The organism is Mycobacterium sp. pUA109 (assembly GCF_041287095.1).
Classification (GTDB): Bacteria; Actinomycetota; Actinomycetes; order Mycobacteriales; family Mycobacteriaceae; genus Mycobacterium.
Map to the genome: position 1 here is coordinate 1 of NZ_JBGGKS010000002.1, position 22,734 is coordinate 22,734.

22 protein-coding genes are annotated in these 22,734 nt (G+C 68.8%); 6 read left to right on the forward strand and 16 right to left on the reverse strand.

Going from position 1 to position 22,734, the window contains the following annotated elements; genetic code table 11:
- Positions 1 to 241 precede the first annotated feature (241 nt).
- The 3 genes from ACAG26_RS02215 to speD all read left to right on the forward strand — a co-directional run bounded on the left by ACAG26_RS02215 (position 242) and on the right by speD (position 3,735).
- The gene (locus ACAG26_RS02215) at positions 242 to 1,363 is read left to right on the forward strand and encodes a VOC family protein (RefSeq protein WP_370478869.1); all 1,122 of its coding nucleotides are present in this window, start codon (positions 242 to 244) and stop codon (positions 1,361 to 1,363) included.
- 100 nt (positions 1,364 to 1,463) lie between these two features.
- Positions 1,464 to 2,561, forward strand: coding sequence for a type III PLP-dependent enzyme (locus ACAG26_RS02220; protein WP_370478871.1), 1,098 nt, complete (start codon positions 1,464 to 1,466; stop codon positions 2,559 to 2,561).
- Complete coding sequence (speD, locus tag ACAG26_RS02225) at positions 2,542 to 3,735, forward strand: adenosylmethionine decarboxylase (RefSeq protein ID WP_370478874.1); 1,194 nt, start codon at positions 2,542 to 2,544, stop codon at positions 3,733 to 3,735. The genes ACAG26_RS02220 and speD overlap by 20 nt, the downstream gene beginning before the upstream one ends.
- Before the next feature lie 9 nt (positions 3,736 to 3,744).
- Here speD and ACAG26_RS02230 read toward each other — a convergent pair whose 3' ends face one another.
- The 4 genes from ACAG26_RS02230 to ACAG26_RS02245 form a co-directional block, all read right to left on the reverse strand.
- On the reverse strand, positions 3,745 to 4,200 hold the full coding sequence (locus tag ACAG26_RS02230) for a DUF350 domain-containing protein (RefSeq protein ID WP_071024146.1): 456 nt from the start codon (positions 4,198 to 4,200) through the stop codon (positions 3,745 to 3,747).
- Between the two features lie 14 nt (positions 4,201 to 4,214).
- Complete coding sequence (locus tag ACAG26_RS02235; protein WP_370478876.1) at positions 4,215 to 5,378, reverse strand: glutathionylspermidine synthase family protein; 1,164 nt, start codon at positions 5,376 to 5,378, stop codon at positions 4,215 to 4,217.
- 46 nt (positions 5,379 to 5,424) lie between these two features.
- Positions 5,425 to 5,922, reverse strand: coding sequence for a hypothetical protein (locus tag ACAG26_RS02240; RefSeq protein WP_370478878.1), 498 nt, complete (start codon positions 5,920 to 5,922; stop codon positions 5,425 to 5,427).
- A 198-nt stretch (positions 5,923 to 6,120) separates the two neighbouring features.
- A complete protein-coding gene (locus ACAG26_RS02245; protein WP_370478880.1) occupies positions 6,121 to 7,317 on the reverse strand; it encodes an NAD(P)/FAD-dependent oxidoreductase in 1,197 nt (398 codons plus the stop codon).
- Between the two features lie 105 nt (positions 7,318 to 7,422).
- On the opposite strand from ACAG26_RS02245, the gene ddaH reads away from it, so the two are divergent.
- Positions 7,423 to 8,280 carry a dimethylargininase gene (gene ddaH / locus ACAG26_RS02250; protein WP_370478882.1) on the forward strand — a complete coding sequence of 286 codons (858 nt, stop codon included), beginning with the start codon at positions 7,423 to 7,425 and terminating at the stop codon, positions 8,278 to 8,280.
- A gap of 105 nt (positions 8,281 to 8,385) precedes the next feature.
- Here the strand turns inward: ddaH and ACAG26_RS02255 are convergent, their stop codons facing one another.
- The 7 genes from ACAG26_RS02255 to ACAG26_RS02285 all read right to left on the reverse strand — a co-directional run bounded on the left by ACAG26_RS02255 (position 8,386) and on the right by ACAG26_RS02285 (position 15,807).
- The gene (locus ACAG26_RS02255; protein WP_370478884.1) at positions 8,386 to 9,210 is read right to left on the reverse strand and encodes a mycofactocin-coupled SDR family oxidoreductase; all 825 of its coding nucleotides are present in this window, start codon (positions 9,208 to 9,210) and stop codon (positions 8,386 to 8,388) included.
- 191 nt (positions 9,211 to 9,401) lie between these two features.
- Positions 9,402 to 10,592: an elongation factor Tu gene (gene tuf / locus ACAG26_RS02260; protein ID WP_071024155.1), complete on the reverse strand. Its 1,191-nt coding sequence runs from the start codon at positions 10,590 to 10,592 to the stop codon at positions 9,402 to 9,404.
- An 82-nt stretch (positions 10,593 to 10,674) separates the two neighbouring features.
- Entirely contained in the window at positions 10,675 to 12,780 is a 2,106-nt protein-coding gene (gene fusA, locus ACAG26_RS02265) for an elongation factor G (RefSeq protein WP_370478887.1), read from the reverse strand.
- Positions 12,781 to 12,884: 104 nt separating this feature from the next.
- On the reverse strand, positions 12,885 to 13,355 hold the full coding sequence (gene rpsG / locus ACAG26_RS02270) for a 30S ribosomal protein S7 (RefSeq protein ID WP_071024158.1): 471 nt from the start codon (positions 13,353 to 13,355) through the stop codon (positions 12,885 to 12,887).
- A complete protein-coding gene (gene rpsL / locus ACAG26_RS02275; RefSeq protein ID WP_007167812.1) occupies positions 13,355 to 13,729 on the reverse strand; it encodes a 30S ribosomal protein S12 in 375 nt (124 codons plus the stop codon). The genes rpsG and rpsL overlap by 1 nt, the downstream gene beginning before the upstream one ends.
- Positions 13,730 to 13,983: 254 nt before the next feature.
- Positions 13,984 to 15,102, reverse strand: coding sequence for a mechanosensitive ion channel family protein (locus ACAG26_RS02280; protein WP_370478891.1), 1,119 nt, complete (start codon positions 15,100 to 15,102; stop codon positions 13,984 to 13,986).
- 75 nt (positions 15,103 to 15,177) lie between these two features.
- The gene (locus ACAG26_RS02285) at positions 15,178 to 15,807 is read right to left on the reverse strand and encodes a TetR/AcrR family transcriptional regulator (protein ID WP_370478893.1); all 630 of its coding nucleotides are present in this window, start codon (positions 15,805 to 15,807) and stop codon (positions 15,178 to 15,180) included.
- 186 nt (positions 15,808 to 15,993) lie between these two features.
- Between ACAG26_RS02285 and ACAG26_RS02290 the strand changes: the two genes are divergently transcribed.
- Together ACAG26_RS02290 and ACAG26_RS02295 are read left to right on the forward strand one after the other, a co-directional pair.
- Positions 15,994 to 16,368 (forward strand): DUF3060 domain-containing protein, encoded by a 375-nt coding sequence (locus ACAG26_RS02290; RefSeq protein ID WP_370478896.1) that lies wholly within the window; start codon positions 15,994 to 15,996, stop codon positions 16,366 to 16,368.
- A gap of 40 nt (positions 16,369 to 16,408) precedes the next feature.
- Complete coding sequence (locus ACAG26_RS02295) at positions 16,409 to 16,819, forward strand: DUF3060 domain-containing protein (RefSeq protein WP_370478898.1); 411 nt, start codon at positions 16,409 to 16,411, stop codon at positions 16,817 to 16,819.
- A 147-nt stretch (positions 16,820 to 16,966) separates the two neighbouring features.
- Here the strand turns inward: ACAG26_RS02295 and ACAG26_RS02300 are convergent, their stop codons facing one another.
- From ACAG26_RS02300 to ACAG26_RS02320, 5 genes are all read right to left on the reverse strand, one after another.
- The gene (locus ACAG26_RS02300; RefSeq protein ID WP_370478900.1) at positions 16,967 to 17,731 is read right to left on the reverse strand and encodes a crotonase/enoyl-CoA hydratase family protein; all 765 of its coding nucleotides are present in this window, start codon (positions 17,729 to 17,731) and stop codon (positions 16,967 to 16,969) included.
- A complete protein-coding gene (locus tag ACAG26_RS02305) occupies positions 17,728 to 18,444 on the reverse strand; it encodes a PaaX family transcriptional regulator C-terminal domain-containing protein (protein WP_370479594.1) in 717 nt (238 codons plus the stop codon). The genes ACAG26_RS02300 and ACAG26_RS02305 overlap by 4 nt, the downstream gene beginning before the upstream one ends.
- An 80-nt stretch (positions 18,445 to 18,524) precedes the next feature.
- Entirely contained in the window at positions 18,525 to 19,463 is a 939-nt protein-coding gene (locus ACAG26_RS02310) for a crotonase/enoyl-CoA hydratase family protein (protein WP_370478902.1), read from the reverse strand.
- A gap of 49 nt (positions 19,464 to 19,512) precedes the next feature.
- The gene (locus ACAG26_RS02315) at positions 19,513 to 21,141 is read right to left on the reverse strand and encodes an acyl-CoA dehydrogenase family protein (protein ID WP_370478905.1); all 1,629 of its coding nucleotides are present in this window, start codon (positions 21,139 to 21,141) and stop codon (positions 19,513 to 19,515) included.
- A gap of 50 nt (positions 21,142 to 21,191) precedes the next feature.
- On the reverse strand, positions 21,192 to 22,652 hold the full coding sequence (locus ACAG26_RS02320; RefSeq protein WP_370478907.1) for a malate:quinone oxidoreductase: 1,461 nt from the start codon (positions 22,650 to 22,652) through the stop codon (positions 21,192 to 21,194).
- Between the last annotated feature and the right edge of the window lie 82 nt (positions 22,653 to 22,734).

Here is a 22,734-nt window from a genome sequence, read left to right on the forward strand (position 1 = left end):
TTGACGAACTACGTAGAGACGAGGACCGGGGCACAGCCCCCCAACCCCTTGACAAAAACCCCTTACGAAGGTGTCCCCGGTCGACACGCCACGCAAATCACCGGATCTGCGCACGCTCGTGTCGGGAAACCGCCAAATAATGCGCCCGCCGCCGCGACGATAGGGGGATGAGCACGATGTGGCGTTTGCCCCGCGGCCGCACGCTGCACTCTCCCCTACCACCGGAACCCAAGGAGTTGTCATGAGCGAGCCGACCGCGAAAGGCAACGCGCCCACGGCACCCCGCGCCGCCGCGCTGCCCTACCTTGCCGTCACCGACGCGCGGCGCGCCCTCGACTGGTACACCGGGATCTTCGGCGGCACCGTCGTTGGGGAGCCGATTGTGATGGACGACGGTCGGGTCGGGCACGCGGAGCTGGCGATCGGCGATGGCGTGCTCTACCTGGCCGACGAATACCCCGAGTTCGGCCTGCGGGCACCGTCCGCGGACGCGGTCTCCGTCAGCCTGATGCTGCCCGTCCCCGACACCGACACCGTCCTGACGCGGGCGCGGGAACACGACGCGCAGGTACTGCGCGAGGCCTACGAGAACTACGGCAACCGGATCGCCACCATCGCCGACCCGTTCGGGCACCGGTGGATGCTGATCGGCCCGATACCGGAATCGGGCACGGCGATTCAGCACGGCGACATCGGCTACGTGTCGGTGTGGACGCCCGACGCCGACCGCGCGGCAGCGTTCTACGGCCAGGTGCTGGGCTGGACGTATGACGCCTCTTCGCATCAGGTGACGAATGCCGGTCTGCCCACGGGCATTTTCGCCGCCGGCGAACTTGCCACGTTGTTCTGCTGTTATGCGGTCGCCGATCTAGACGCCGCCCGGCACGCCATCGCCGAGGCGGGCGGCAAACCCGGCCAAACCTATGACTTCGGCCACGGCGCCGTGCTCAATGCCACCGATCCGCAGGGTGGTGCGTTCGCCGTCTATCAGTCCTCCGGCGAGCAGAAACGCCCGACGCGCAACGGATCCAGGCCCGGCGAGCTGGCGTATGTCACCTACCATGTGCCGGATTCGGCCAGCTTCCGGGATTTCTACGGCCGGGTGCTGGGCTGGACCTTTGCGCCGGGCAACGTCGACGACGGCTGGCAGATCGCACCGGTGCATCCGATGGCCGGGGTCGCGGGCGGCAGCCCGCAGCCGCTCACGGTGCCGATGTGGACGGTCGGGGACATCAACGCCGCGGTCGCGGCGGTCCGGGCGGCCGGAGGCACCGTGCTGCAGGAGCCGGTCCGCCAGCCCTACGGGCTGACCGCCGAGTGCCTCGACGACCAGGGTGGCCGGTTCTACCTGGGCGCACGCTAACGCGCGAGCAGACGCAAAAGCCCCGTATTTCGGCCCGCAACGGGGGCTTTTGCGTCTGCTCGCCGACCTGGCCGCGGCCCGGCACGGTAGTCTGCGCCGTGTGCCCGACTCGCCGTATCTGACGATCGACCTCGGCCGGGTGCGCGAAAATTTCCGCGCCCTGCGCGCCGCGCTGCCCGGCGCGGAGATCCGCTACGCGGTCAAGGCGAATCCGGCCGAGCCGATCCTGCGGCTGCTGGCCGCGGCCGGCGCCGCGTTCGACGTCGCCTCCATCGGAGAAATCGACGCCTGCACGGACGCCGGAATCGACGGCGGCATCCAAACTTTCGGCAACACCGTCAAAAAAGCGTCCGATGTGGCCTACGCCTGGTCCCGCGGGGTGCGGCGGTTCGCGGTCGACACCCACGACGGGCTGGCCGCGCTCGCCGCGCACGCCCCCGGAGCGCACCTGGAATGCCGTGTCGCGCTGGCGTTTCCCGCCTCGGTGACGCCGTTCGGCGACAAGTTCGGCTGCGCGCCCGACGCGGCCGTCCGGCTGTTGCAGCAAGCACGAAGCCTGGGCCTGCACCCGGACGGGGTGGCGTTCCACGTCGGCTCCCAGCAGCTCGACCCCAGCGCATGGGAGCTCGGCATCGCGCACGCCGCCGACATCTTCGCGGCGGTGGGTGGCCTCACCACGCTCAACGCCGGCGGCGGCTTCCCGATCGGCTACACCGCCGCCGCCCCGGACCTGCCCAGCATCGCCGAGGTCATCGCCGCGGCGCTGACCCGTCACTTCGGCGCTGCCCCACCGCATCTGGTTCTCGAACCCGGGCGTCTGCTGGTGGCGTCGGCCGGCACCATCCGGTGCGAGGTGGTGGCGGTACGCACCGGAACCGACGGTCGCCGCTGGGTGTATCTGGACGTCGGCCGCTACGGCGGGCTCGCCGAAACCGAGAACGAATACATCCGCTACCGGCTGCGCACCGACCGGGACCACGACCCGCTCGGCGACGCCGTCGTCGCCGGACCGACCTGCGACGGCGACGACGTGCTCTACCAGCGTTACCCGCTGCCGGTCACGCTGGCCGCCGGTGACACCGTCACCATCGACGCCGCCGGTGCCTACACTGCGAGCTACGCGTCGACGGGTTTCAACGGGTTTCCCCCGCTGTCAACACATTTCCTGGAGGCACCCAATGCAGTCCGGACCGGGTAGCCGCTTTGGCGGGCGCCACGTGCTGGCCGAGTTCCGCGGGCTAGACCCGGCGCTGGCCGACGACGTCGGGCAGCTGCGGCGCATCCTGCACGAGGCGCTGGTCGGCGCCGGGGCCACCGTGTGCGACATGATCGACAAGCGCTTCGAACCGCACGGGGTGACCGTCGTCGCGCTGCTCACCGAATCCCACGCCTCGATGCACAGCTACCCGGAGCGCGGCGCCATGTTCGTCGACGTGTTCACCTGCGGCGACACCGCCGACGCACAGCGGGCGGTGCAGCTGCTGGGCAAGCAGCTCGCCGCGACGCACGGCGACATCCGGACGGTGTATCGCGGTGCGGGCACCGAGATTGTCGAGCCGATCGCCCCGGGCCTGACCCGCAGCTGGCAGCTGTCCGACGTGCTCTGCGATGTGCACACCGAATACCAGCACCTGGTGATCGGCCGAACCACCCAGGGGGTGGCCCTGTTCAGCGACGGGGAACGCCAGAGCACGGCGTTCAGCCAGCTCGTCTACCACGAGGCGCTGCTGGTGCCGGCGTTGCTGTTGGCCGCCACGCTGGATCGGGTGCTGATCATCGGCTCCGGCGAAGGGGTGCTCAGCCAGCTCGCGGTGCTGGCCGGCGCGACGCACGTCGACCACGTCGACATCGACCGCGACGCGGTCCGGTTATGCGCCGAGCACCTGCCCTACGGCTACTCGCCCGACGAATTGCGCCGCGCCGAAAACGGACTCGGACCGGTCACCGTGCACTACCGCGACGGCTGGGGTTTCGTCGCCGACGCCACCGAGCCCTACGACGTGGTGGTGGTCGACCTGCCCGACGAGCGCACCGAACCCGCCCAGCACAACCGGCTTTACGGCGTCGACTTCCTGCAACGATGCCGGGAGCTGGGTGGCGTCGTGGTCGGCCAGGCGGGCTGTCCAACGGTGTGGCGCAACGAAACCCTGCTCCGGTCGTGGCGACGCTTTCACGACACCTTCGGCACCGTCGTCTACTTCGGCAGCGATGAGCACGAGTGGGCGTTCTTGTCGGGTCTCGCGCACCCGCACGACGATCCGGCCGCGGCGATGCGGGCCCGGTTGGCGACGCTGCCCTACCGGCCCCGCACCATCGACGCGGCCACCCTGGACGCCGCGATCATCGCCCCGCACTCGCTGCGCGGGGAATAGCCCCGCGGGTCACAGGATCGCGACCCCGACCACCATGCCGAGCGCGAACTGGGCGGCGGCCACCGTGAGCACCTCGTTGCGGTACTGGTCGGACTCGAACAAGGCGTCCATGCCCACCCCGATCACCAAGGCCGCGATCCGCATCATCCCGACCTGCGCGGCGATCCCGACCAGCCCGTACACGGCGGTGGCGATCAGCCCCTCGGCCAGCTTCCCGTACGACGAGTAGATCGCCACCACCACGATGAGCGCCATCGACACCATCCCGGCGGCGGCCACGATGATGGCGTTCGGTTTCCCCGCGGCGACCATCTTGCGCAGCGGCCCCGGCGTGGCCAGGTCGATCGCTTGGAACCCGACCATCATCAGCACCAGCCCGACGATGGCATACAGCACGATGGCGCTGACCCCGCGACCCAGGGAGCTCCAATAATCGGGCTGCAGTGCCACGATGGATGCGGTCATCGATTCGACTCCATTCATTTCGGGATGCGGTGCGGGATGAAAGCGGCGCCGTTGTCGGTGATCAGCCCGGAGGTTTCCCGAATGCCCAGCCCCGCCGACGAATCGCCGACGATCCAGGCGCCCAGCGCCGGCCGCATGTCGTCGAACTGCGGCAGCGGGTCCAGCAGTTGGTAGACAAAACCTTCCTCGCCGTAGACGCCGCCGGTGGCGGTCTCCATGCCGGCGCCGACGACGGTGATGTTGGCGCCTTCCCGCCCCAGCTTGGGTTTGCGGACGTATTCGGTGAGTTCGTGCGGGTCGTCGAGGTAGGCGGGCAGCAGGTTGGGGTGCCCGGGATACATCTGCCACAGCACCGCCAGGATCGCCTTGTTGGACAGCAGCGTCTTCCACAGCGGCTCGATCCACATCGTGGTCGGCAGCGTCTCCACCGCGTGTTTGCCGAACTCGTCGTCGAGCACCCATTCCCAGGGGTACAGCTTGAACATGGCGTGGATGGGCGCCTCTTCGAGGTCGACGAACCGGTCCAGCGCGCTGTCCCAGCCGACGTCCTCGATCGTCAACCCGACCGTCTCGAAACCGGCCTCCGCCGCGGTCTCCTGCATATAGGTGGTGGTGATCTGGTCCTCGCCGGTCCATTCCGCACCGGTCCACGAGAAATGTAATTCGCTGGTGGGCAACAGCTCCCGCACGGCCTTCCAGCGCTCAACCAGCTGATCGTGCAACGAATTCCACTGGTCGTCGTCGGGGAAGCGGTCGGTGAGCCAGTGCCACTGCAGGATTGCCGCCTCCAGCAACGTGGTGGGGGTGTCGGCGTTGTATTCCAGCAGCTTGGCCGGTCCCCGCGCGTCGTAACGCAAATCGAACCGGCCGTACACGTGCGGGTCCGAGCGGTACCACGATTCGGCGATCGGCTGCCAACTCCATTCCGGCAGACCGAAGTCCGCGTACCGCTCGGTGAGCACCACCTGCTCGACGGCGTTCAGGCACATCGAGTGCAGCAGTTCGACGTCGGCCTCTAAGGCCAACACCTCGTCCATGTCGAATTCGTAGTACACCGACTCGTCCCAGTACGGCCGGTCCGCACCGGCCGCGTCCCGCGCCGGGGTGCCATAGACCAGTCCCTGGGATTCCACGATCGCCGGCCAGTTGCGCCGCGGCTGGATCCTAACGCGTTTCACCAGCGCCGCTCCTCCTCATCGCTGCGCTCTGCATCGTCGCCGGCGGTCACGAGCCGGTGCTGCCGCCGATTTTGCTGCCGAAGCCGCCGCGGTGAATGGTGGTGCCGGACTTCGTTGTGATCGTCGCCCCCTTCGGCGCGGTGGTGGTGCCGCCCACCGGGTGCGACCCGATGCCGCCGGAACTGCCGTAGTAGTAGCGGTACTGATGCCCACCGTAGTAGAAGAAGCCGTTGAGGCCGCCGCCGTGGCTGGTGCAGTAGCTGTCCTCGACGATCACCGGCTGCCCGTAGGGGTCGTCGCGGACGCATTGCGCGGTGACCCGGCTCGGCGAGAGCGCCCAGTACCCGAGCGCGGCGACCACCCCGACCACGCCGACCACGGCCGCCCCACCCATGAGTCGGCTGTTGCGCTCCCGCCGTTTGGCCTCGGCCGCCTGCCGCGCCTCCTCCAGCTCCTGCTGTTTGCGCAGCGCCTTGTCGCGGGCCCGGGCCTCGGCGACGGTGGGCGGGCGGGGTTGGGTGCTGGCGGCGTCCTGAAAGCGCATGCTGCCGCGAGGCGGCTCCGCGTCCGCCGGCGGCTCGCCGCCCGCGGGCGTCGTCGCATCGTCAGACCGGTCGTCCCCCGCCGGTGGATCTTGGTTGGACCCCACTCCCGCTCCTCGAATCCGGTCCTGTCCCCGTCGCGGGCAGTCTCCCACACCCGGATCGGCCGCGATCACCCGGACAGCCGGTCGCGCCGCAGGTTAGCCCAGGACGTCCGAGATCGGCGCGCCGGCGGCGATTTTGGCGCGGGTTTTCATCACCTTGGCCGGCATCCCGCCGCCGACCACCCCGACCACGGCACCGTCGCGCTCGTAGTAGGCCAGGAACTTGCGGCCGTCGTCCTCCACCAGGTGCACGGTGTCGGTGGCGTGCGGTTCGCCCAGACACTGAATCTTGACGTCGTACTGGTCGCTCCAGAAGTACGGAACCACCACCTTGGGTTCGGTGTCTTGGCCCAGCAGCGCGGGCACCACCACCCGGGCCTGTTCGGCGACGTTACTCCAATGCTCCACCCGCACTTGGTGTCCGGCCGAGTCCCGCCAGGACGCCACGTCGCCGAGGGCCCACACACCTGCGGCGCTGGTGCGTCCGGCGGCGTCGCAGATCACCCCGTTGTCGACCTCGATACCGCTGCCGTCCAGCCATTCGGTGGCCGGGCGCGACCCGATGCCGACCACCACCAAATCGGCGGACAGCTCGGCGCCGTCGGTCAGCACCACGGTGTCGACGTGGTCGTCGCCGCGGACTTCGGCCACCCCGACCCCGGTGCGCACGTCGACCCCTTCGGCGCGGTGCAGCCGGGTCACCAGCCCGCCGATCTGCTCGCCGAGCACCGAGGCCAGCGGCGCGGGCTGCGGCTCGACCAGCACCACCGCGACGCCCAGCGCCCGCAGGCTGGCGGCCACCTCGCAGCCGATGAACCCGGCGCCGATCACCACCGCCCGCCGCGCGGCCGAGGCGTGCCGGCGCAGGGCCAGGCCCTCGTCGAAGGACCGCAGCACCCGGATGCCCTCCAGGTCGGGAAAGGCCGGGATGCGCCGCGGCACCAGCCCGGTCGCGATGACGAGCTCGTCGTAGCCGAGCACGGCGCCGTCGGCCAGCGTCACGGTTTGCGCGGCGGTGTCGACGCCGGTGGCGGCCGACCCCAGCCGCAGGGTGATGTCGTTCTCGTCGTAGAACTCGCGCGGTTTGAGCGTGACGTCGTCGACCCCGCTGTGCAGCACTTCCTTGGACAGCGGGGGCCGGTCGTAGGGCAGGTGCACCTCGTCGCTGACGATGGTGAGCGGACCGCGGTAGTCGGCCCGACGCAGTTGCTCGGCGGTGCGGGCGGCTGCCAGGCCCCCGCCGACGATCACGATGCCATGTGTGGGTCGGTCCCCCAACGCGCTACTGGTCACCTGGCGTTTCTACACGATCGCCGCGCGGCGTGGTCGACTACCCGTCCGCCCCGGCGCGGTTCGTCGGTGTTTGATTGCGCCCGGCGGCCCCCATATCGTGGGCCTATGCCGTTCTGCGCCGACCCGGTGGCTACGGCGGCGTCCGGCGGGAACCGGGTGCGACGGCATCCCCGGGCCCGGCACTACGTGATGACCCCGCCCACGTTCTTCGCGGTCAGCTACGAGATCAACCCGTGGATGGACACCGCGGTGCCCGTCGACGCCGCGGTCGCGATGGCGCAGTGGAAGCAGCTGTATGACATCTACCGCCAGCTGGGCCACACCGTCGACGTGGTGGAGCCGGTGGACGGTCTGCCGGATATGGTCTACGCCGCCAACGGCGGGTTGATCATCGACCAGACCGCGATCGTCACCCGGTTCAAATACCCGCAACGCGCCGGCGAGGCCGACGCCTACCGGCAGTGGATGGTGGCCAACGGGTATCGACCGGTGTCCACCCGCCACGTCAACGAAGGACAGGGCGACCTGTTGTTGGCGGACGGAAAGCTGTTGGGCGGAACGGGTTTCCGCACCGATGTGCGCGCCCACCGCGAAGTCGCCGAGATCGTGGGGATCCCGGTGGTCAGCCTCGAATTGGTCAACCCGCACTTCTACCACCTGGACACCGCGCTGACGGTGCTCGACGACACCACCGTCGCCTACTATCCGCCGGCCTTCAGCGCCGACGCCCGAGCGCGGTTGGTCGAGTTGTTTCCCGATGCGATCGTGGTCGCCGACGCCGACGCCAACGTGTTTGGGCTCAACGCGGTCTCGGACAGCTACCACGTCATCCACCCGTCCGCGGCGGTCGGCTTCGCCGATCAGCTGCGCGCGGCCGGCTTCGAGCCGATCGGGGTGGACGTGTCCGAGCTGCTCAAGGGCGGCGGTGCGGCGAAGTGTTGCACGCTGGAGCTGTATTCGTGAGCGGCGTCGCCGTGCCCCGCTGAGGTTGCGGTGCGGGTCGTGGATCAGCCCGCGGCCACAGCCCTCAGCGCAATCTGAACGCGGTGGGCGCGCCGTAGCGGGCGCTCAGTACTTCAGCACGCCCTTGTCGACCGGGATCTGGGCGCCCGACAAGGTTCCCGAGCCATCCCCGGCCAGCCAGACCACGACGTCGGACACCTCCTCGGGGGTCATGAATCCGTTCGGTTGCAGCGGCATCGGGGCGAAGCTGTGCACATAGCTCGGGTGCTCGGCGAACACCGTCATCATGGCGTCCGGTTCGATCATCGGGGTGTCGACCGAGTACGGGTGGATCGAGTTGACCCGGATCCCGAACTCGGCGGCTTCCAGCGCCAGCGTGTTGGTCAGCGCCACCAGCCCGTACTTGGTCGCCGCGTAGTGCCCGTTGCCCGGGGTGGCCTTCAACCCGGCCGACGAGCTGACCACGATCACCGACCCGCCGTTGCCGGCGTCGATCATCGCGGGTAGCACCGCGCGCACGGTGCGCCAGGTGCCGGTCAGGTTGACGTCGACGACGCTGTTCCACTGGTCGTCGGACAGCTCCCACAGCCGGCCCCAGCTCAGCACCCCGGCGTTGGCGACCAGGATGTCGAGGCGGCCGAACTGCTCGACGCCGTCGCCGACCAGTTGCCGCAGCGCCGCGTCATCGCGGATGTCGACCTCACGGGCCAGCACCTTGCGGCCTTCGGCCTCGACCGCGCGCACGGTCTCGGCGAGGTCGTCGGCGGTGGCCGCCGGGTAGGTGATGGTGTCGGACACCGCCGCGCAGATATCCGAGGCGATGATGTCGGCGCCCTCCCGCGCCAACCGCACCGCATGCGCACGTCCCTGACCGCGGGCGGCGCCGGTGACGAAGGCGACCCGACCCTGCAAAGCACCATTGGTGGTCACCCGATGAGGCTAGCAGCCGGAATTGGAACGTGTTCTACCGTCTGCTGGCGTCGAGCGGCATTCTCACGACGCAACACGCCCGCGACGCGTCGTGAGAATGCCGCTCAACGTAGGGGTGCCCGCATCGACAAGACGTAAAAGCCCCCCGACACCGAAGTGCCGGGGGGCTTTTACGTCTGCTCGCGCAGGAACTACTTGATGATCTTGGTGACCCGACCGGCGCCGACGGTGCGGCCACCTTCACGGATCGCGAACCGCAGACCCTCGTCCATGGCGACGGGCTGGATCAGCTTCACGCTCATCTCGGTGTTGTCACCGGGCATCACCATCTCGGTGCCCTCCGGCAGCGTCACCACACCGGTCACGTCGGTGGTGCGGAAGTAGAACTGCGGACGGTAGTTGGTGAAGAACGGCGTGTGCCGGCCGCCCTCGTCCTTGGACAGGATGTAGGCCTGGCCCTCGAACTCGGTGTGCGGGGTGGTGGTGCCGGGCTTGACCACGACCTGGCCGCGCTCGACGTCCTCACGCTTGATACCACGCAGCAGCAGACCGACGTTGTCACCGGCCTGACCCTGGTCGAGCAGCTTGCGGAACATCTCCACACCGGTGACGGTGGTCTTGGTGGTCTCGTTGCGGATGCCGACGATCTCGACTTCCTCGTTGACGTTGATCACGCCACGCTCGACACGACCGGTGACCACGGTGCCACGACCGGTGATGGTGAACACGTCCTCGACCGGCATCAGGAACGGCTTGTCGGTGTCGCGGACCGGGTCCGGGATCGACTCGTCGACCGCGGCCATCAGCTCCTCGACGGACTTGACCCACTTCTCGTCGCCCTCGAGCGCCTTGAGCGCCGACACCCGGATCACCGGGGCCTCCTCGTCGAACTCCTGGGCGCCCAGCAGCTCGCGGACCTCCATCTCGACGAGCTCCAGCAGCTCCTCGTCGTCGACGGCGTCGGACTTGTTCAGCGCGACCAGGATGTAGGGCACCCCGACCTGACGGGCCAGCAGCACGTGCTCGCGGGTCTGCGGCATCGGGCCGTCGGTGGCGGCGACCACCAGGATCGCACCGTCCATCTGGGCGGCACCGGTGATCATGTTCTTGATGTAGTCGGCGTGCCCCGGGGCGTCGACGTGGGCGTAGTGCCGCTTGTCGGTCTGGTACTCCACGTGGGAGATGTTGATGGTGATACCGCGCTGACGCTCCTCGGGCGCATTGTCGATCTGGTCGAATGCGCGCGACTCGTTCAAATCGGGGTACTTGTCGTGCAGGACCTTGGTGATAGCCGCGGTCAGTGTGGTCTTGCCGTGGTCAACGTGACCAATGGTCCCGATGTTGACGTGCGGCTTCGTCCGCTCGAACTTCGCCTTCGCCACTTGTGTGTCCTCCTGGACTGTAGGTGCTGAGTTACAGCAGGGTTGATCTTTTCAGTTATGCCACCGTAGCGGCCAGGACGAACTACTCGCCCGTCGCCTTCGCGATGATCTCCTTCGAGACCTGCGCCGGAACCTCGGCGTAGGAATCGAACACCATCGAGTAATTCGCCCGGCCCTGGGTCTTCGACCGAAGGTCGCCGACGTAGCCGAACATCTCCGACAACGGCACGTGCGCCTTGACGACACGCGCACCGCTGCGCTCTTCCATGGCCTGGATCTGGCCACGGCGGGAGTTCAGGTCGCCGATCACGTCGCCCATGTAGTCCTCGGGCGTGGTGACCTCGACGGCCATGATCGGTTCCAGGATCACCGGCTGCGCCGCTGCGGCAGCCTTTTTCAGCGCCTGCGAACCAGCGATCTTAAACGCCATCTCGGACGAGTCGACGTCGTGGTACTGACCGTCGAGCAGGGTGACCTTCAGGTTCACCAGCGGGTAGCCGGCCAGCACGCCGTACTGCATGGCGTCCTGCGCCCCGGCGTCCACCGACGGGATGTATTCGCGCGGGATACGACCACCGGTGACCTTGTTCTCGAACTCGTAGGTCGCGCCCTCCTCGCCGACGAACGGGTCAAGGTTGATGATGACCTTCGCGAACTGGCCCGACCCACCGGTCTGCTTCTTGTGGGTGAACTCGACGTTTTGCACCGAGCGCTTGATGGTCTCCTTGTAGGCCACCTGCGGCTTACCGACGTTGGCCTCGACCTTGAACTCGCGCCGCATCCGGTCGACCAGGATGTCCAGGTGCAGCTCACCCATCCCGCCGATCACGGTCTGGCCGGTCTCCTGGTCCAGGTGCACCTTGAAGGTCGGGTCCTCCTCGGCGAGCTTCTGGATCGACAGCGACAGCTTCTCCTGGTCGCTCTTGGTCTTGGGCTCGATCGCCACCTCGATGACCGGGTCCGGGAACGTCATCGACTCCAGCACGATCTGGTCGTTGGGGTCGCACAGCGTGTCGCCGGTGGTGGTGTCCTTCAGCCCGATCATCGCGTAGATGTGCCCGGCCGACGCGGTGTCGACGGGGTTCTCCTTGTTGGCGTGCATCTGGAACAGCTTGCCCAGCCGCTCCTTTTTGCCCTTGGTCGCGTTGATGACCTGCGCCCCGGAGTCGACCTTGCCGGAGTACACCCGCACGTAGGTCAGCTTGCCGAAGAACGGGTGCACGGCGATCTTGAACGCCAGCGCGGAGAACGGCTCGTCGGTGCTGGGCTTGCGGGTGATGATCTCGTCTTCTTTGCCCGGCACGTGCCCCTGCACGGACTCGACGTCCAGCGGCGAGGGCAGGTAGTCGATGACCGCGTCGAGCATCGGCTGCACGCCCTTGTTCTTGAACGCGCTGCCGCACAGCACCGGGTACAGCTCGGAGGCCACCGTCAGCTTGCGGATGGCGCCCTTGATCTCGGCGACGGACAGTTCCTCGCCGCCCAGGTACTTCTCCAGCAGCTCCTCGTCGGTCTCGGCGACGGCCTCCAGCAGCTGGTTGCGGTAGTCCTCGGCCTTCTCGGCCAGGTCGGCGGGGATCTCGGTGACCTCGTACTTCTCCCCGAGCTTGGTCTCGCCGCGCCACACCTTGGCGTTCATCTCGACCAGGTCGACGATGCCCTCGAACTCGCTTTCGGCGCCGATCGGCAACTGGATCACCAGCGGCTTGGCGCCGAGGCGCTCCTCGATGGTGCGCACGGTGAAGTAGAAGTCGGCGCCGATCTTGTCCATCTTGTTGACGAAGCAGATCCGCGGCACGTCGTACTTGTCGGCCTGGCGCCACACCTGCTCGGACTGCGGCTCCACACCCTCTTTGCCGTCGAACACCGCGACCGCGCCGTCGAGCACCCGCAGGCTGCGCTCCACCTCGACGGTGAAGTCGACGTGGCCCGGGGTGTCGATGATGTTGATCTGGTTGTCGTTCCAGAAGCAGGTCACCGCCGCGGAGGTGATGGTGATCCCGCGCTCCTGCTCCTGTTCCATCCAGTCGGTGGTGGAGGCGCCGTCGTGCGTCTCACCGATCTTGTAGTTGACGCCGGTGTAGTACAGGATCCGCTCGGTCGTCGTCGTCTTACCGGCATCGATGTGCGCCATGATGCCGATGTTGCGGACCTTGCTCAGGTCGGTCAGCACGTCCTTCTGTGCCACAGAAGTCTTCCCACTCTTTCGGTTACTAGGTTGCTGTTGTCGCCGGCGGCGGCCACGGTCGGTTGTCGCCGACTAAGCGCCTACGGCACCGCCAGCGATGGACATCACCAGCGGTAGTGCGCGAAGGCCCGGTTCGCCTCGGCCATCTTGTGGGTGTCCTCACGCCGCTTGACGGAGGCCCCCAGGCCGTTGCTGGCGTCGAGGATCTCGTTCGCCAGCCGCTCGACCATCGTCTTTTCCCGACGCTGCCGCGAGAAGCTGACCAGCCAACGCAGCGCCAGCGTGGTGGAGCGCTCGGGCCGCACCTCGACCGGCACCTGATAGGTGGCACCACCGACGCGGCGGCTGCGCACCTCCAGGGAGGGCTTGACGTTGTCCATCGCACGCTTGAGGGTCACCACCGGGTCGGTGCCGGTCTTGTCCCGGGCCTGTTCGAGCGCGCCATACACAATGCGCTCGGCCAGCGATTTCTTCCCCTGCAGCAACACCTTGTTGACCAGCTGGGTGACCAGTTGCGATCCGTAGACCGGGTCATTGACCAGCGGACGCTTCGGCGCGGGCCCCTTGCGCGGCATTAGCTCTTCTCCTTCTTGGCGCCGTAACGGCTGCGAGCCTGCTTGCGGTTCTTGACACCCTGGGTGTCCAGCGAGCCGCGGATGATCTTGTACCGCACACCGGGCAGGTCCTTCACCCGGCCGCCACGCACCAGCACCATCGAGTGCTCCTGCAGGTTGTGCCCCTCGCCCGGGATGTAGGCGGTGACCTCGACCTGGCTGGTCAGCTTGACACGCGCAACCTTCCGAAGCGCCGAGTTCGGCTTCTTAGGGGTGGTGGTGTACACACGCGTGCACACGCCCCGACGCTGCGGGCTGCCCTTGAGGGCCGCGGTCTTGACCTTGGCGATCTTGTCGCGGCGACCCTTGCGGACCAGCTGCTGAATGGTTGGCATCTACCAGCTTCCTGTGTTGTGCGTTGGACGTCTCTATCCGGCTTCAAGTCTGTGTACTGCAGTTATGTCCGGCCGCTTTACCCCGCGTCCGGGTGTGTCGCATGCGCCGGTGACGGACTCGCTCCGTTGCACACTGGACATGCGAATTGGCCCGGCGTGCGCGTCTTATGTCACCAAACGCGCCGCAAGCGGCCAGGCACGAGCTACCACAATACCCGCCGCCACTCCGGCAGGTCAAAGCAGCGGTCGCGGCGCTATTCCGCGGCTCCCCGACCCCGCGTCGCGCCGACGAGTTCCGCCCCCAAACCGGGCCGCGGCGGTTCGACCCGCCACCGCGGCAGCGCGCCCGGATGGGTGCGCCGCAACCAGTCGACCATGCCTTCTCGGACCGCGCAGCGCAAGCTGAACAGCGCCCCGGAGTCGGGTGCGCTGACCAGGATCCGCACCCGCAGCAACCCGCCGACGGCGTCGGTCACCTGCAGCGACGCGGCCCGGCCATCCCACAGGTCGGTGTCGGCCAGCAGCCGGTCCAGCTCGGCCCGCATCGGTTCGAGCGGGACGGTGAAATCGACGTCGAGCTCGACGGTGCCGAGCAGTTCGGTCGCGTGCCGGGTCCAGTTCTCGAACGGGGTGGTGGTGAAGTAGGTGGTCGGCAGCACCAGGCGACGCTCATCCCACAACGCGGCCACCACGTAGGTCAGCGTGATCTCCTCGATGCGGCCCCACTGGCCTTCGAGCACCACGACGTCGCCGACCCGGATCGCGTCGGAAAACGAGATCTGCATCCCGGCGAACACCGACCCCAGCGAGGTCTGGGCGGCCAGGCCGGCGACCACCGACAGCACGCCGGCCGAGGCGAACAGCGTCTTGCCGAGCTGGGTGAACGACGGGAAGGTCATCAGCGCCGCCGCCGCGCCGAGGACGACGACGACGGCGATGGTGAGCCGACGCAGCGTGGTGACCTGGGTGCGGATCCGGCGCCGCTGCCGGTCGGCGTCGGCCATGCCGGCCGCGCCGCCGGCGAACCGGACCAGGGCGCGGCGCTCCACCACCAGCACCAGGGCGGCCAGCAGCCAGGTCAGCGCGGCGATCACCAGGATGTGCAGCAGGTGATCGAGTGCGCCCCGCCAGGACACCGACGCGGCGATGGTGGCGTCGAGCGCCGCGCGCGCCGCGATCACCATCAGGGTGGCGCGCACCGGCCGCCGGGTCAGGGCGGCGACGTCGGTGAGCAGTCCGCTGCGCCGCCCGACGCGCTGCAGCAGCCAGGACAACCCCCAGCCCAGCAGGTACGCGACGGCGACGGCCCCGGCCAGCCAGGCCAGGATCACGGCAAGGTGGGTGAGGGATTCGAGCTCGAACTCCTCGGGCATGGGATCAGCTCCGCGGGCCGGGTTCAGATGCCCCACCGAGTTTACAGAAATCCCCGGATCCGTCAGGGGCGGCGGTTACTCGCTGCGGTGCTGCAGGCCGGTCGCCAACCGCAGCACCATGTCGGAGAACACCGCGTCGGTGTCCAGGCCGTCCATCACGCCGGTCATCTCCAGCAGCACGAAACCGTGCATGGCCGACCAGAACTCCAGCGCCGCATAAAACGCCTCGTCGCCTTCTAGCCCGTAGGACGACAGCACCGCGATCACCGGCGCGGCCGCCGCCCGGGTCGCGGCGGTGTATTCGGGGTCGTCGCCGCCCAGCGGCATCCGGGTGAACGCCGAGTACCGCCCGGGGTGGTGGTGGGCGTAGCTGCGGTAGGCGCCGGCCATCACCAACACGGCGTCGTCGCGGGAACGGCCCTCCCCGACCCGGTTCAACATGCCGATGATGTCGTCGATGACCCGCATCCGCACCGCGCGGCGCAGGTCGTCGAGGCTGTGCACGTGGTTGTACAGCGACGGGCCCTTGGTGCCCAGCTGCGTCGCCAGGGCGTTGATGGTCAGCGCGTCCCAGCTTTCCCGGTCCAGGAAGGTCAGCGCGGCGTTGACGATGGCGTCGCGGCTCAGCTTGACCGAGCGGCCGGGCCCCTTCCCGCCCACGCGCGGGCGGCCGCCCGCTGGCTGCGGTTCTGGCCGTGCTGTCATGGCGGTCGCCCTTCGGTTGAGATGACCGGACGGTCGATCGACGAAGAACTCTAGTTGACGCGGCGGGCCCGCGCGGCAACCGACGCGGACCCCGGCGCGGGGCGAAGGATTCCTCGGGTGAAGTCGTCCGCGCCCGCACCGATGGACGTAGGCTCCCACCGAACGGATCACGAGAGGGGCACAGGCGTGAAATGGAAGACGCTGGGCGCGGCGCTGGCCGTCGGTGCGGTGGCCATCCCATCGCTGCCCACCAGCACCCCCACCGCGCATGCCAAAAACGGTGACACCCACATCGTCGGGCAGGGCATCGTGCAGACACTGGACTGCAACGACTCCACGCTGCTGATCAACGGCTCGCAGAACGTCATCACCGCGTTGGGCACCTGCTGGGCGGTGACCACCCAAGGGTCGTCCAACGTCGTCATCGCCGACACCGTCGTCAACGACATCACCGTGTACGGCTACGACCAGACGGTGTATTACCACAATGGTGACCCGTATATCGCCGACATCGGCCGCCAGCTGGCCATGACCAACCGGATCATGCGGGTTCCGACCTAAACCATCGAGCCCTAAACCATCGAGCAAGGAGGACACACGGATGCGCACCCATGTCCCGGTGATCGTCGTCGGTGTTGTAGCGGCCGTCATCGGCCTGGCCGGTTGCGGCGGTTCCAAGACCACCAACCCGGAAGCCTCGGGCAGCAGCTCGTCGAAGAAGACGACGGCCCAATTCGAGATCGGCGACACGCTCAACTACGGCTCGTTCGGCACCACCGCCGAGTTGGATTGCGCCGACGGCAAGACCCTGGATGTGGGGGGTTCCAACAACACCCTGACCGTCACCGGCAGCTGTAAGACGGTGCGGGTCGCCGGCGCGGACAACAAGATCACCATCGACAAGATCGACGAGTCGCTCACCGTCGTCGGGATGAACAACACCGTCACCTACAAGAACGGCGACCCGAAGGTCGACGACCACGGCTCGGGCAACACCGTCAACAAGGGCTGATCCTTCTCGGCTTTTGGCGCCTTTGGCTTTTGGCTTTTGGCTTTTGGCTTTTGGCTTTTGCGCCGAACGTGCGCTGAGGGCGGAAAATCGGCGAAATCTCCGCCCTAGCCGCACGTTCGGCGCCGCGGCGGGGCGCGGCGCCGGGTGTCAGGCCGGGGTGCCGTGCCGGCCGGCGCCGGCGGCGAAGCGCTGCGCGCCGGCCAGGGATTCGGCCGCGACCCGGGACAGGCTGGCGAATTCGTAGTCCATCGCCTCGGATTCGGGCCTCCCCCACTGGTGCAGCTGCGACATCCGGTCCGAACGCAGGCACTGCTGCGGCAGCGCGGCCAGTTGGGCGGCCAGCTCCTCGGCGGCGGCGCGGGCCTGACCTTTCGGCACCACGCGGTTGGCCAGGCCGAAGGCGTGGGCTTCGGCGGCGCCGACCGCGCGGCCGGTCAGGATCATGTCCATCGCGCGGCTGTGCCCGATCAGCCGCGGCAACCGGACGGTGCCGCCGTCGATCAGCGGCACCCCCCACCGCCGGCAGAACACCCCGAACACCGCGTCCTCCTCGGCGACCCGCAGGTCGCACCACAACGCCAACTCCAGGCCGCCGGCGACCGCGTAGCCGCTGACCGCGGCGATCACCGGTTTGGACAGCACCATCCGCGTCGGGCCCATCGGACCCGGCCCGGTGCGGTGTGCGGGGTTGCCGTCGGGGGTGCCGATTGCCTTGAGATCCGCGCCGGCGCAAAAGGTTCCGCCGTCACCCCACAGCACCGCCACCGCGGCGGTGTCGTCGCGGTCGAATTCGTCGAACGCGGCGAACAGCGCCGCGGCGGTGGGCCCGTTGACGGCGTTGCGTGCTTCGGGTCGGTTGAGGATCACCGTGGCCACCGGGCCGTTGCGTTCCACCCGCACCGGATCAGTCATGTTGCCTCCATTGCATGGTCGCGCCGCTGGCTAAGTTCCGCGGCGAAGTCGGTGTAGGCGGCCCGCAGGCGTGCGCCCGGCCAGCCGGGCGGGAGCAGCGCGTCGGGCAGCACCGGGTCGGTGAGCAGATGGCGCACGATGGCGGCCGCGATCACGAAGCGCGCCGGGACGTCGTCGGCGACGGCCATGGCGTCGAGCAGTTCCGCGCCGGCGCGCGCCCAGCCCGGCAGGTCCCACAGCTGACCGGCCAGCGCGGCCGGCGCGTCGTCGTGCGCGGTCAAGACCCGCAGCCGGGATCGGGCATCGGGTTCCAGCTCGATGTCCAGGTTGTCCGGGCGCAGCCACACGCCTTCGCGCAGTTCGGCAAAGCGTTTGTGCTGCAGGGTGGTTCGCAGCGCCGACCGGGTGCGGGCGTCGGTGCCGACACTGGTGATCACCAGCATGGTCCACTGCCCGCTCCAGTCGCGGGTGCGCGGGTGCATGGCGTCGTCCTGGCGGCGTTGCCGGGCCAGCAGTCGCTCCGAGAGCCGGTAGCCGTCGGCCGATCGGATCAGGTCGCCGGCGCCGACCATCCGGGTCAGCGCCACCCGCAGCGTCGACTCCTTGATGCCGAAATCGGCGGTCAGCCGGACGAGTTCGGCCGCGCTGGCCCAAGCCGGGTGGGCGCCGAGCAGCACCGACAGCACCACCGACCGCGCCGTCATCCGCGCCAGTGGGCGAGCAGACGCAAAAGCCCCCGATTCGGCGGCCAATTGGGGGCTTTTGCGTCTGCTCGCGGGGAGGGGCGACACGGCTACACCTGGGAGGCGGTGCGCCCGTAGTCGCCGAACGGCTCGTCGCGGTGCCGCACCGCATCGCGGAAACCGTGCGCCACCGCGTCGGCGACAAACGCGTGCCCCTCGGGAGTGTGCCGGGCCACGCCGTCGAACACGGTGCTGACCATCTGACTGGTGGCGACCCCCTGCTGGAGCAGCGGCGCGTTGAGCGCCAGCTTGACCATGATCAGCTGGTTGACCGGCATCGCCGCGATCCGCTCGACCAGCCGTTCGGTGCGCTCATCGAGGTCGGCCGGGTCGGGGGCCTCCACGGCCAGCCCCCAGTCGGCGGCCTGCGCGCCGGTGATGCAATCCCCGGTCAGCAGCAGCCGTTTGGCGCGTTGGTCGCCGAGCCGGTGCGCCCACAGCCCGGCGGCGGGCACCCCCCACACCCGGGTGGGCGGGTAGCCGATCTTGGCGTCGGCGGCGGCGATCACCTGGTCGGCGTGCAGCGCGATGTCGGTGCCGCCGGCCACGCAGTAGCCGTGGATCTTGACGACGGTCGGTTTGTCGGCGTGCAGCAGCGACGAGAAGCCACGCACGAATCGGCTCATCATCTGGTAGTCGATCATCGGATCCCACGGCTGGTTGGGCAGGTGGTTGACCGCCTGGGTTTTGCCGTCCAGCACGGTGCCCTTATAGGTGCCGCCGCCCCCGGCCGACGACGAGCCCTCGGCGTAGGCGCTGAGATCGAAACCGGCGCAAAAGCCTTCGCCGCGGCCCGACACCAGGATCACGTGCACATCGGGGTCCAGGTCGGCGCGCTCGACGAGCGCGGACAGCTCCAGCGGGGTGTCGGCGATGATCGCGTTGCCCTTCTCGGGCCGGTTGAACGTGATCCGGGCGACTCGGTCGGTGACCTCGTAGGTCATCGTTTTGAGGTTGTCGAAGTCGACCGGCCTGATCGCGTGGGTCATCGGCGCCGCTCCTCCTCATCGCTGCGCTCTGCATCGTCGCCGGCGTGCGTCATCCCTTGACCAGCGCCCGTTCCAGGATCGACGCCACGTCCAGACCGGTGGGCAGCGTGCCGAACGCGCCGCCCCAGTCGCCGCCCAGCCGGGTGGCCAAAAACGCCTCGGCCACCGCGGGGTGGCCGTGCCGCACCAGCAGCGACCCTTGCAGCGCCAGGCAGATGTTCTCGGCGATCTGGCGGGCCCGGTACTGGATGGTGTCCAGGTCGTCGAGTTGCGGCCGCAGCTTGGCGACGTGGGCGTCCAGCCGGCGGTCCTGGCCGGCGGTGGCACCCAGCTCGTCGAACAGCGTCTCGATGGATTCGGGCCGAGTTACCATGGCGCGCAACGTATCCAGTGCGCTGACGTTGCCGGAGCCTTCCCAGATCCCCATCAGCGGCGCCTCCCGGTACAGCCGGGGCATCAGCGAGTCCTCGATGTAGCCGTTGCCGCCCAGGCATTCCAGCGCCTCGGCGGCGTGCGGGGTGGAGCGCTTGCACACCCAGTACTTGGCCGCCGCCAGCCCGATGCGGCGCAGCAGCCCCTCGCGTTCGTCACCGCGGATCGCGGCGTCGGTGGCCCCGGCCATCCGCATCGCCACCATGGTGGCGGCCTCGGCCTCCACCGCCAGGTCGGCCAGCACGTTGCGCATCAACGGTTGGTCGATCAGGTAGTCGCCGAATGCTTTTCGGTGCTGGGTGTGGTAGATGGCGCGGGTCAGCCCGGAGCGCATGCTGGTGGCGCTGCCCAGCGTACAGTCCAGCCGGGTCAGGTTCACCATCTCGATGATGGTGGCCACCCCGCGACCCTCCTCACCGACCAGCCAGGCGATCGCGCCGTCGTACTCGACCTCCGACGAGGCGTTGGCGTGGTTACCGAGTTTGTCCTTCAACCGCTGCAAGAACATTCGGTTGCGGGTGCCGTCGGGCAGCACCCGCGGCAAAAGGAAGCAGCTCAGCCCGCCGGGGGCTTGCGCCAGCACCAGGAAGACGTCGCACATCGGCGCGGAGGTGAACCACTTGTGCCCGGTCAGCGAGTAGCTGCCGTCCGCGTTGGGCACCGCCGCGGTGGTGCCGGCACGCACGTCGGAGCCGCCCTGCTTTTCGGTCATCGACATGCCCGCGGTGATCCCGACCTTGGTGGTGGGCACCTTCAGCTCGGGGTCGTAGCCGCGACTGGTCAGCAGCGGCTCATAGACCGCGGCCAGCTCCGGGTTGTAGCGCAGCGCGGGCACGACGGCGTAGGTCATCGAGATCGGGCACATGTGCCCGGGTTCGGCCGTCCACACCGCGGTCTTGGCGGCGCGGACCACGTGCGCGCCGGCCCGGTCGTCGGCCCACGGGGCGGCGTGCAGGCCGTGGGCGATCGCGGTGCGCATCAGCTCGTGGTAGGCCGGGTCGTATTCGACTTCGTCGATGCGGTGCCCGGTGGCATCGTGGGTGTGCAGGATCGGCCGGTTGCGGTCGGCCAACTCGCCCCAGCGTTGCGCCTGCCGGGAACCGGAAATGGCGCCGAGTTCGGTGACCTCGTCGACGCCCCACTGGCCGCCCTCGCGGATCAGGGCCTCGATCAGCACCGGCGACGACGCCGGGTTATGGCCCTCCAGCGGGGGGACCTGGTTGGTGACGGTGTGTGTGTCGGGCATGCACCAATGTTACATTTTTCCGACATCTGCACAAGAGGTGTAATAGCTCGTCAGGTGAGGCCTAGCGCCGACGCGGTGCTGGTGAAGCTGTCGTCGACGGTGCGGCTGCCCCACGGCTCGTCGAGGGCATGGCCCGGGATGGCGGCCTCGAGCCGGGCGCGCCAGGACCGCGCCCACCGGTCGGGGAAGCAGCGTTGCAGCGCGGTCAGCATGATCGGCACCGCCGTCGACGCTCCGGGTGATGCGCCCAGCAGTCCCGCGATGCTGCCGTCGGCGGCGGCGACCAGCTCGGTGCCCCAGCGCAGGGCACCGATGCGTTCGGGGTCGGGGGTGACCAATTGGGCGCGTTGACCCGCGGACACCAGTTCCCACTGCCGCGGGTCGGCGGTCGGGTAAAAGCGGCGCAGCTGCGCGAACTTCCCCCGCCGCGGCCGCAGCAGTTCGGTGATCAGGTACCGCAGCAATCCGCGGTTCTGCGCGAGCGCGGCCACCAGCACCGGCAGGTTGCGCCACCGCAGGGTGGTGAACACGTCGGTGAGCCTGCCGTGTTTGAGCAGTTTGGTGCTGAACGTCGGGTACGGCCCGAACAACAGCTGCGGCTGCCCGTTGACGATGCGGTGGTCCAGATGCGGCACCGACATCGGTGGCGCACCGGCGGGCGGCTGGCCGTACACCTTGACCCGGTGCCGGGCGACCACCTGCGGGTCGGCGCAGCGCAGGAACGCCGCGCCGACCGGCAGCACCCCGTAACCGCGCACCTGCGGCAGCCGCGCACGCTGCAGCAGCCGCAGCGCGTAGCCGCCCGCCCCGACGAACACGAATCCGCCCCGGAGCTCAAATCGGCGGCGGGTCGCGGTGTTTCGGCCGCCGATCAGCCAGCTGCCGTCGGTGTTTTGGCGCAGCGTGCGCACCTCGTGGCCGAGGAGCAGCCGACCTCCATTGCCGGTGACGAGGCCGGTCAGGGCGCGGGTGAGCGCCCCGAAGTCGACATCGGTGCCGGCCGGGTGCCGCGTGGCGGCCACCTGCTCGTGCGGAGTGCGGCCCGCCATCACCAGCGGCGCCCACCGCGCAATCGTGGCCGGGTCGTCGCTGAATTCCAGGTCGGCGAACAGCGGATCGGTGATCAGCGTCTGGAAGCGGTGGCGCAGGTAGGCCGCGTCGCGGGCGCCGAAGACCAGATCCAGGTGCGGGGCGGCATGGATGAACGCGTCCGGGTCGAGCAGCCCCTGCCGCACCAGGTGCGCCCACCATTGCCGGGACAGGTGGAACTGGCGCGACGTCCGCGCGGCCGCGGTGGCGTCGTAGTTGAGCTCGCAGTAGCCGGCATGACCGGTGCCGGCGTTGTTCCACGGATCGCTGCTCTCGGTGGCGATGTCGGCGGCCCGCTCGATCACCACGATCCGCCAGCCCGGTTCGAGCAGGCTCAGCATCGCCGCCAACGTCGCCGACATGATGCCCCCGCCGATCAGCACGGCGTCGTAGTCCGCGGATGTGGGCTGGATGGTGGTCATGGGCGAGCGCCTTTCTGCTGCGGGCTGATGAACCCAGGATCACCCGCGATCATTCGATCCGTCCAATGAATGTTGTGTTGAT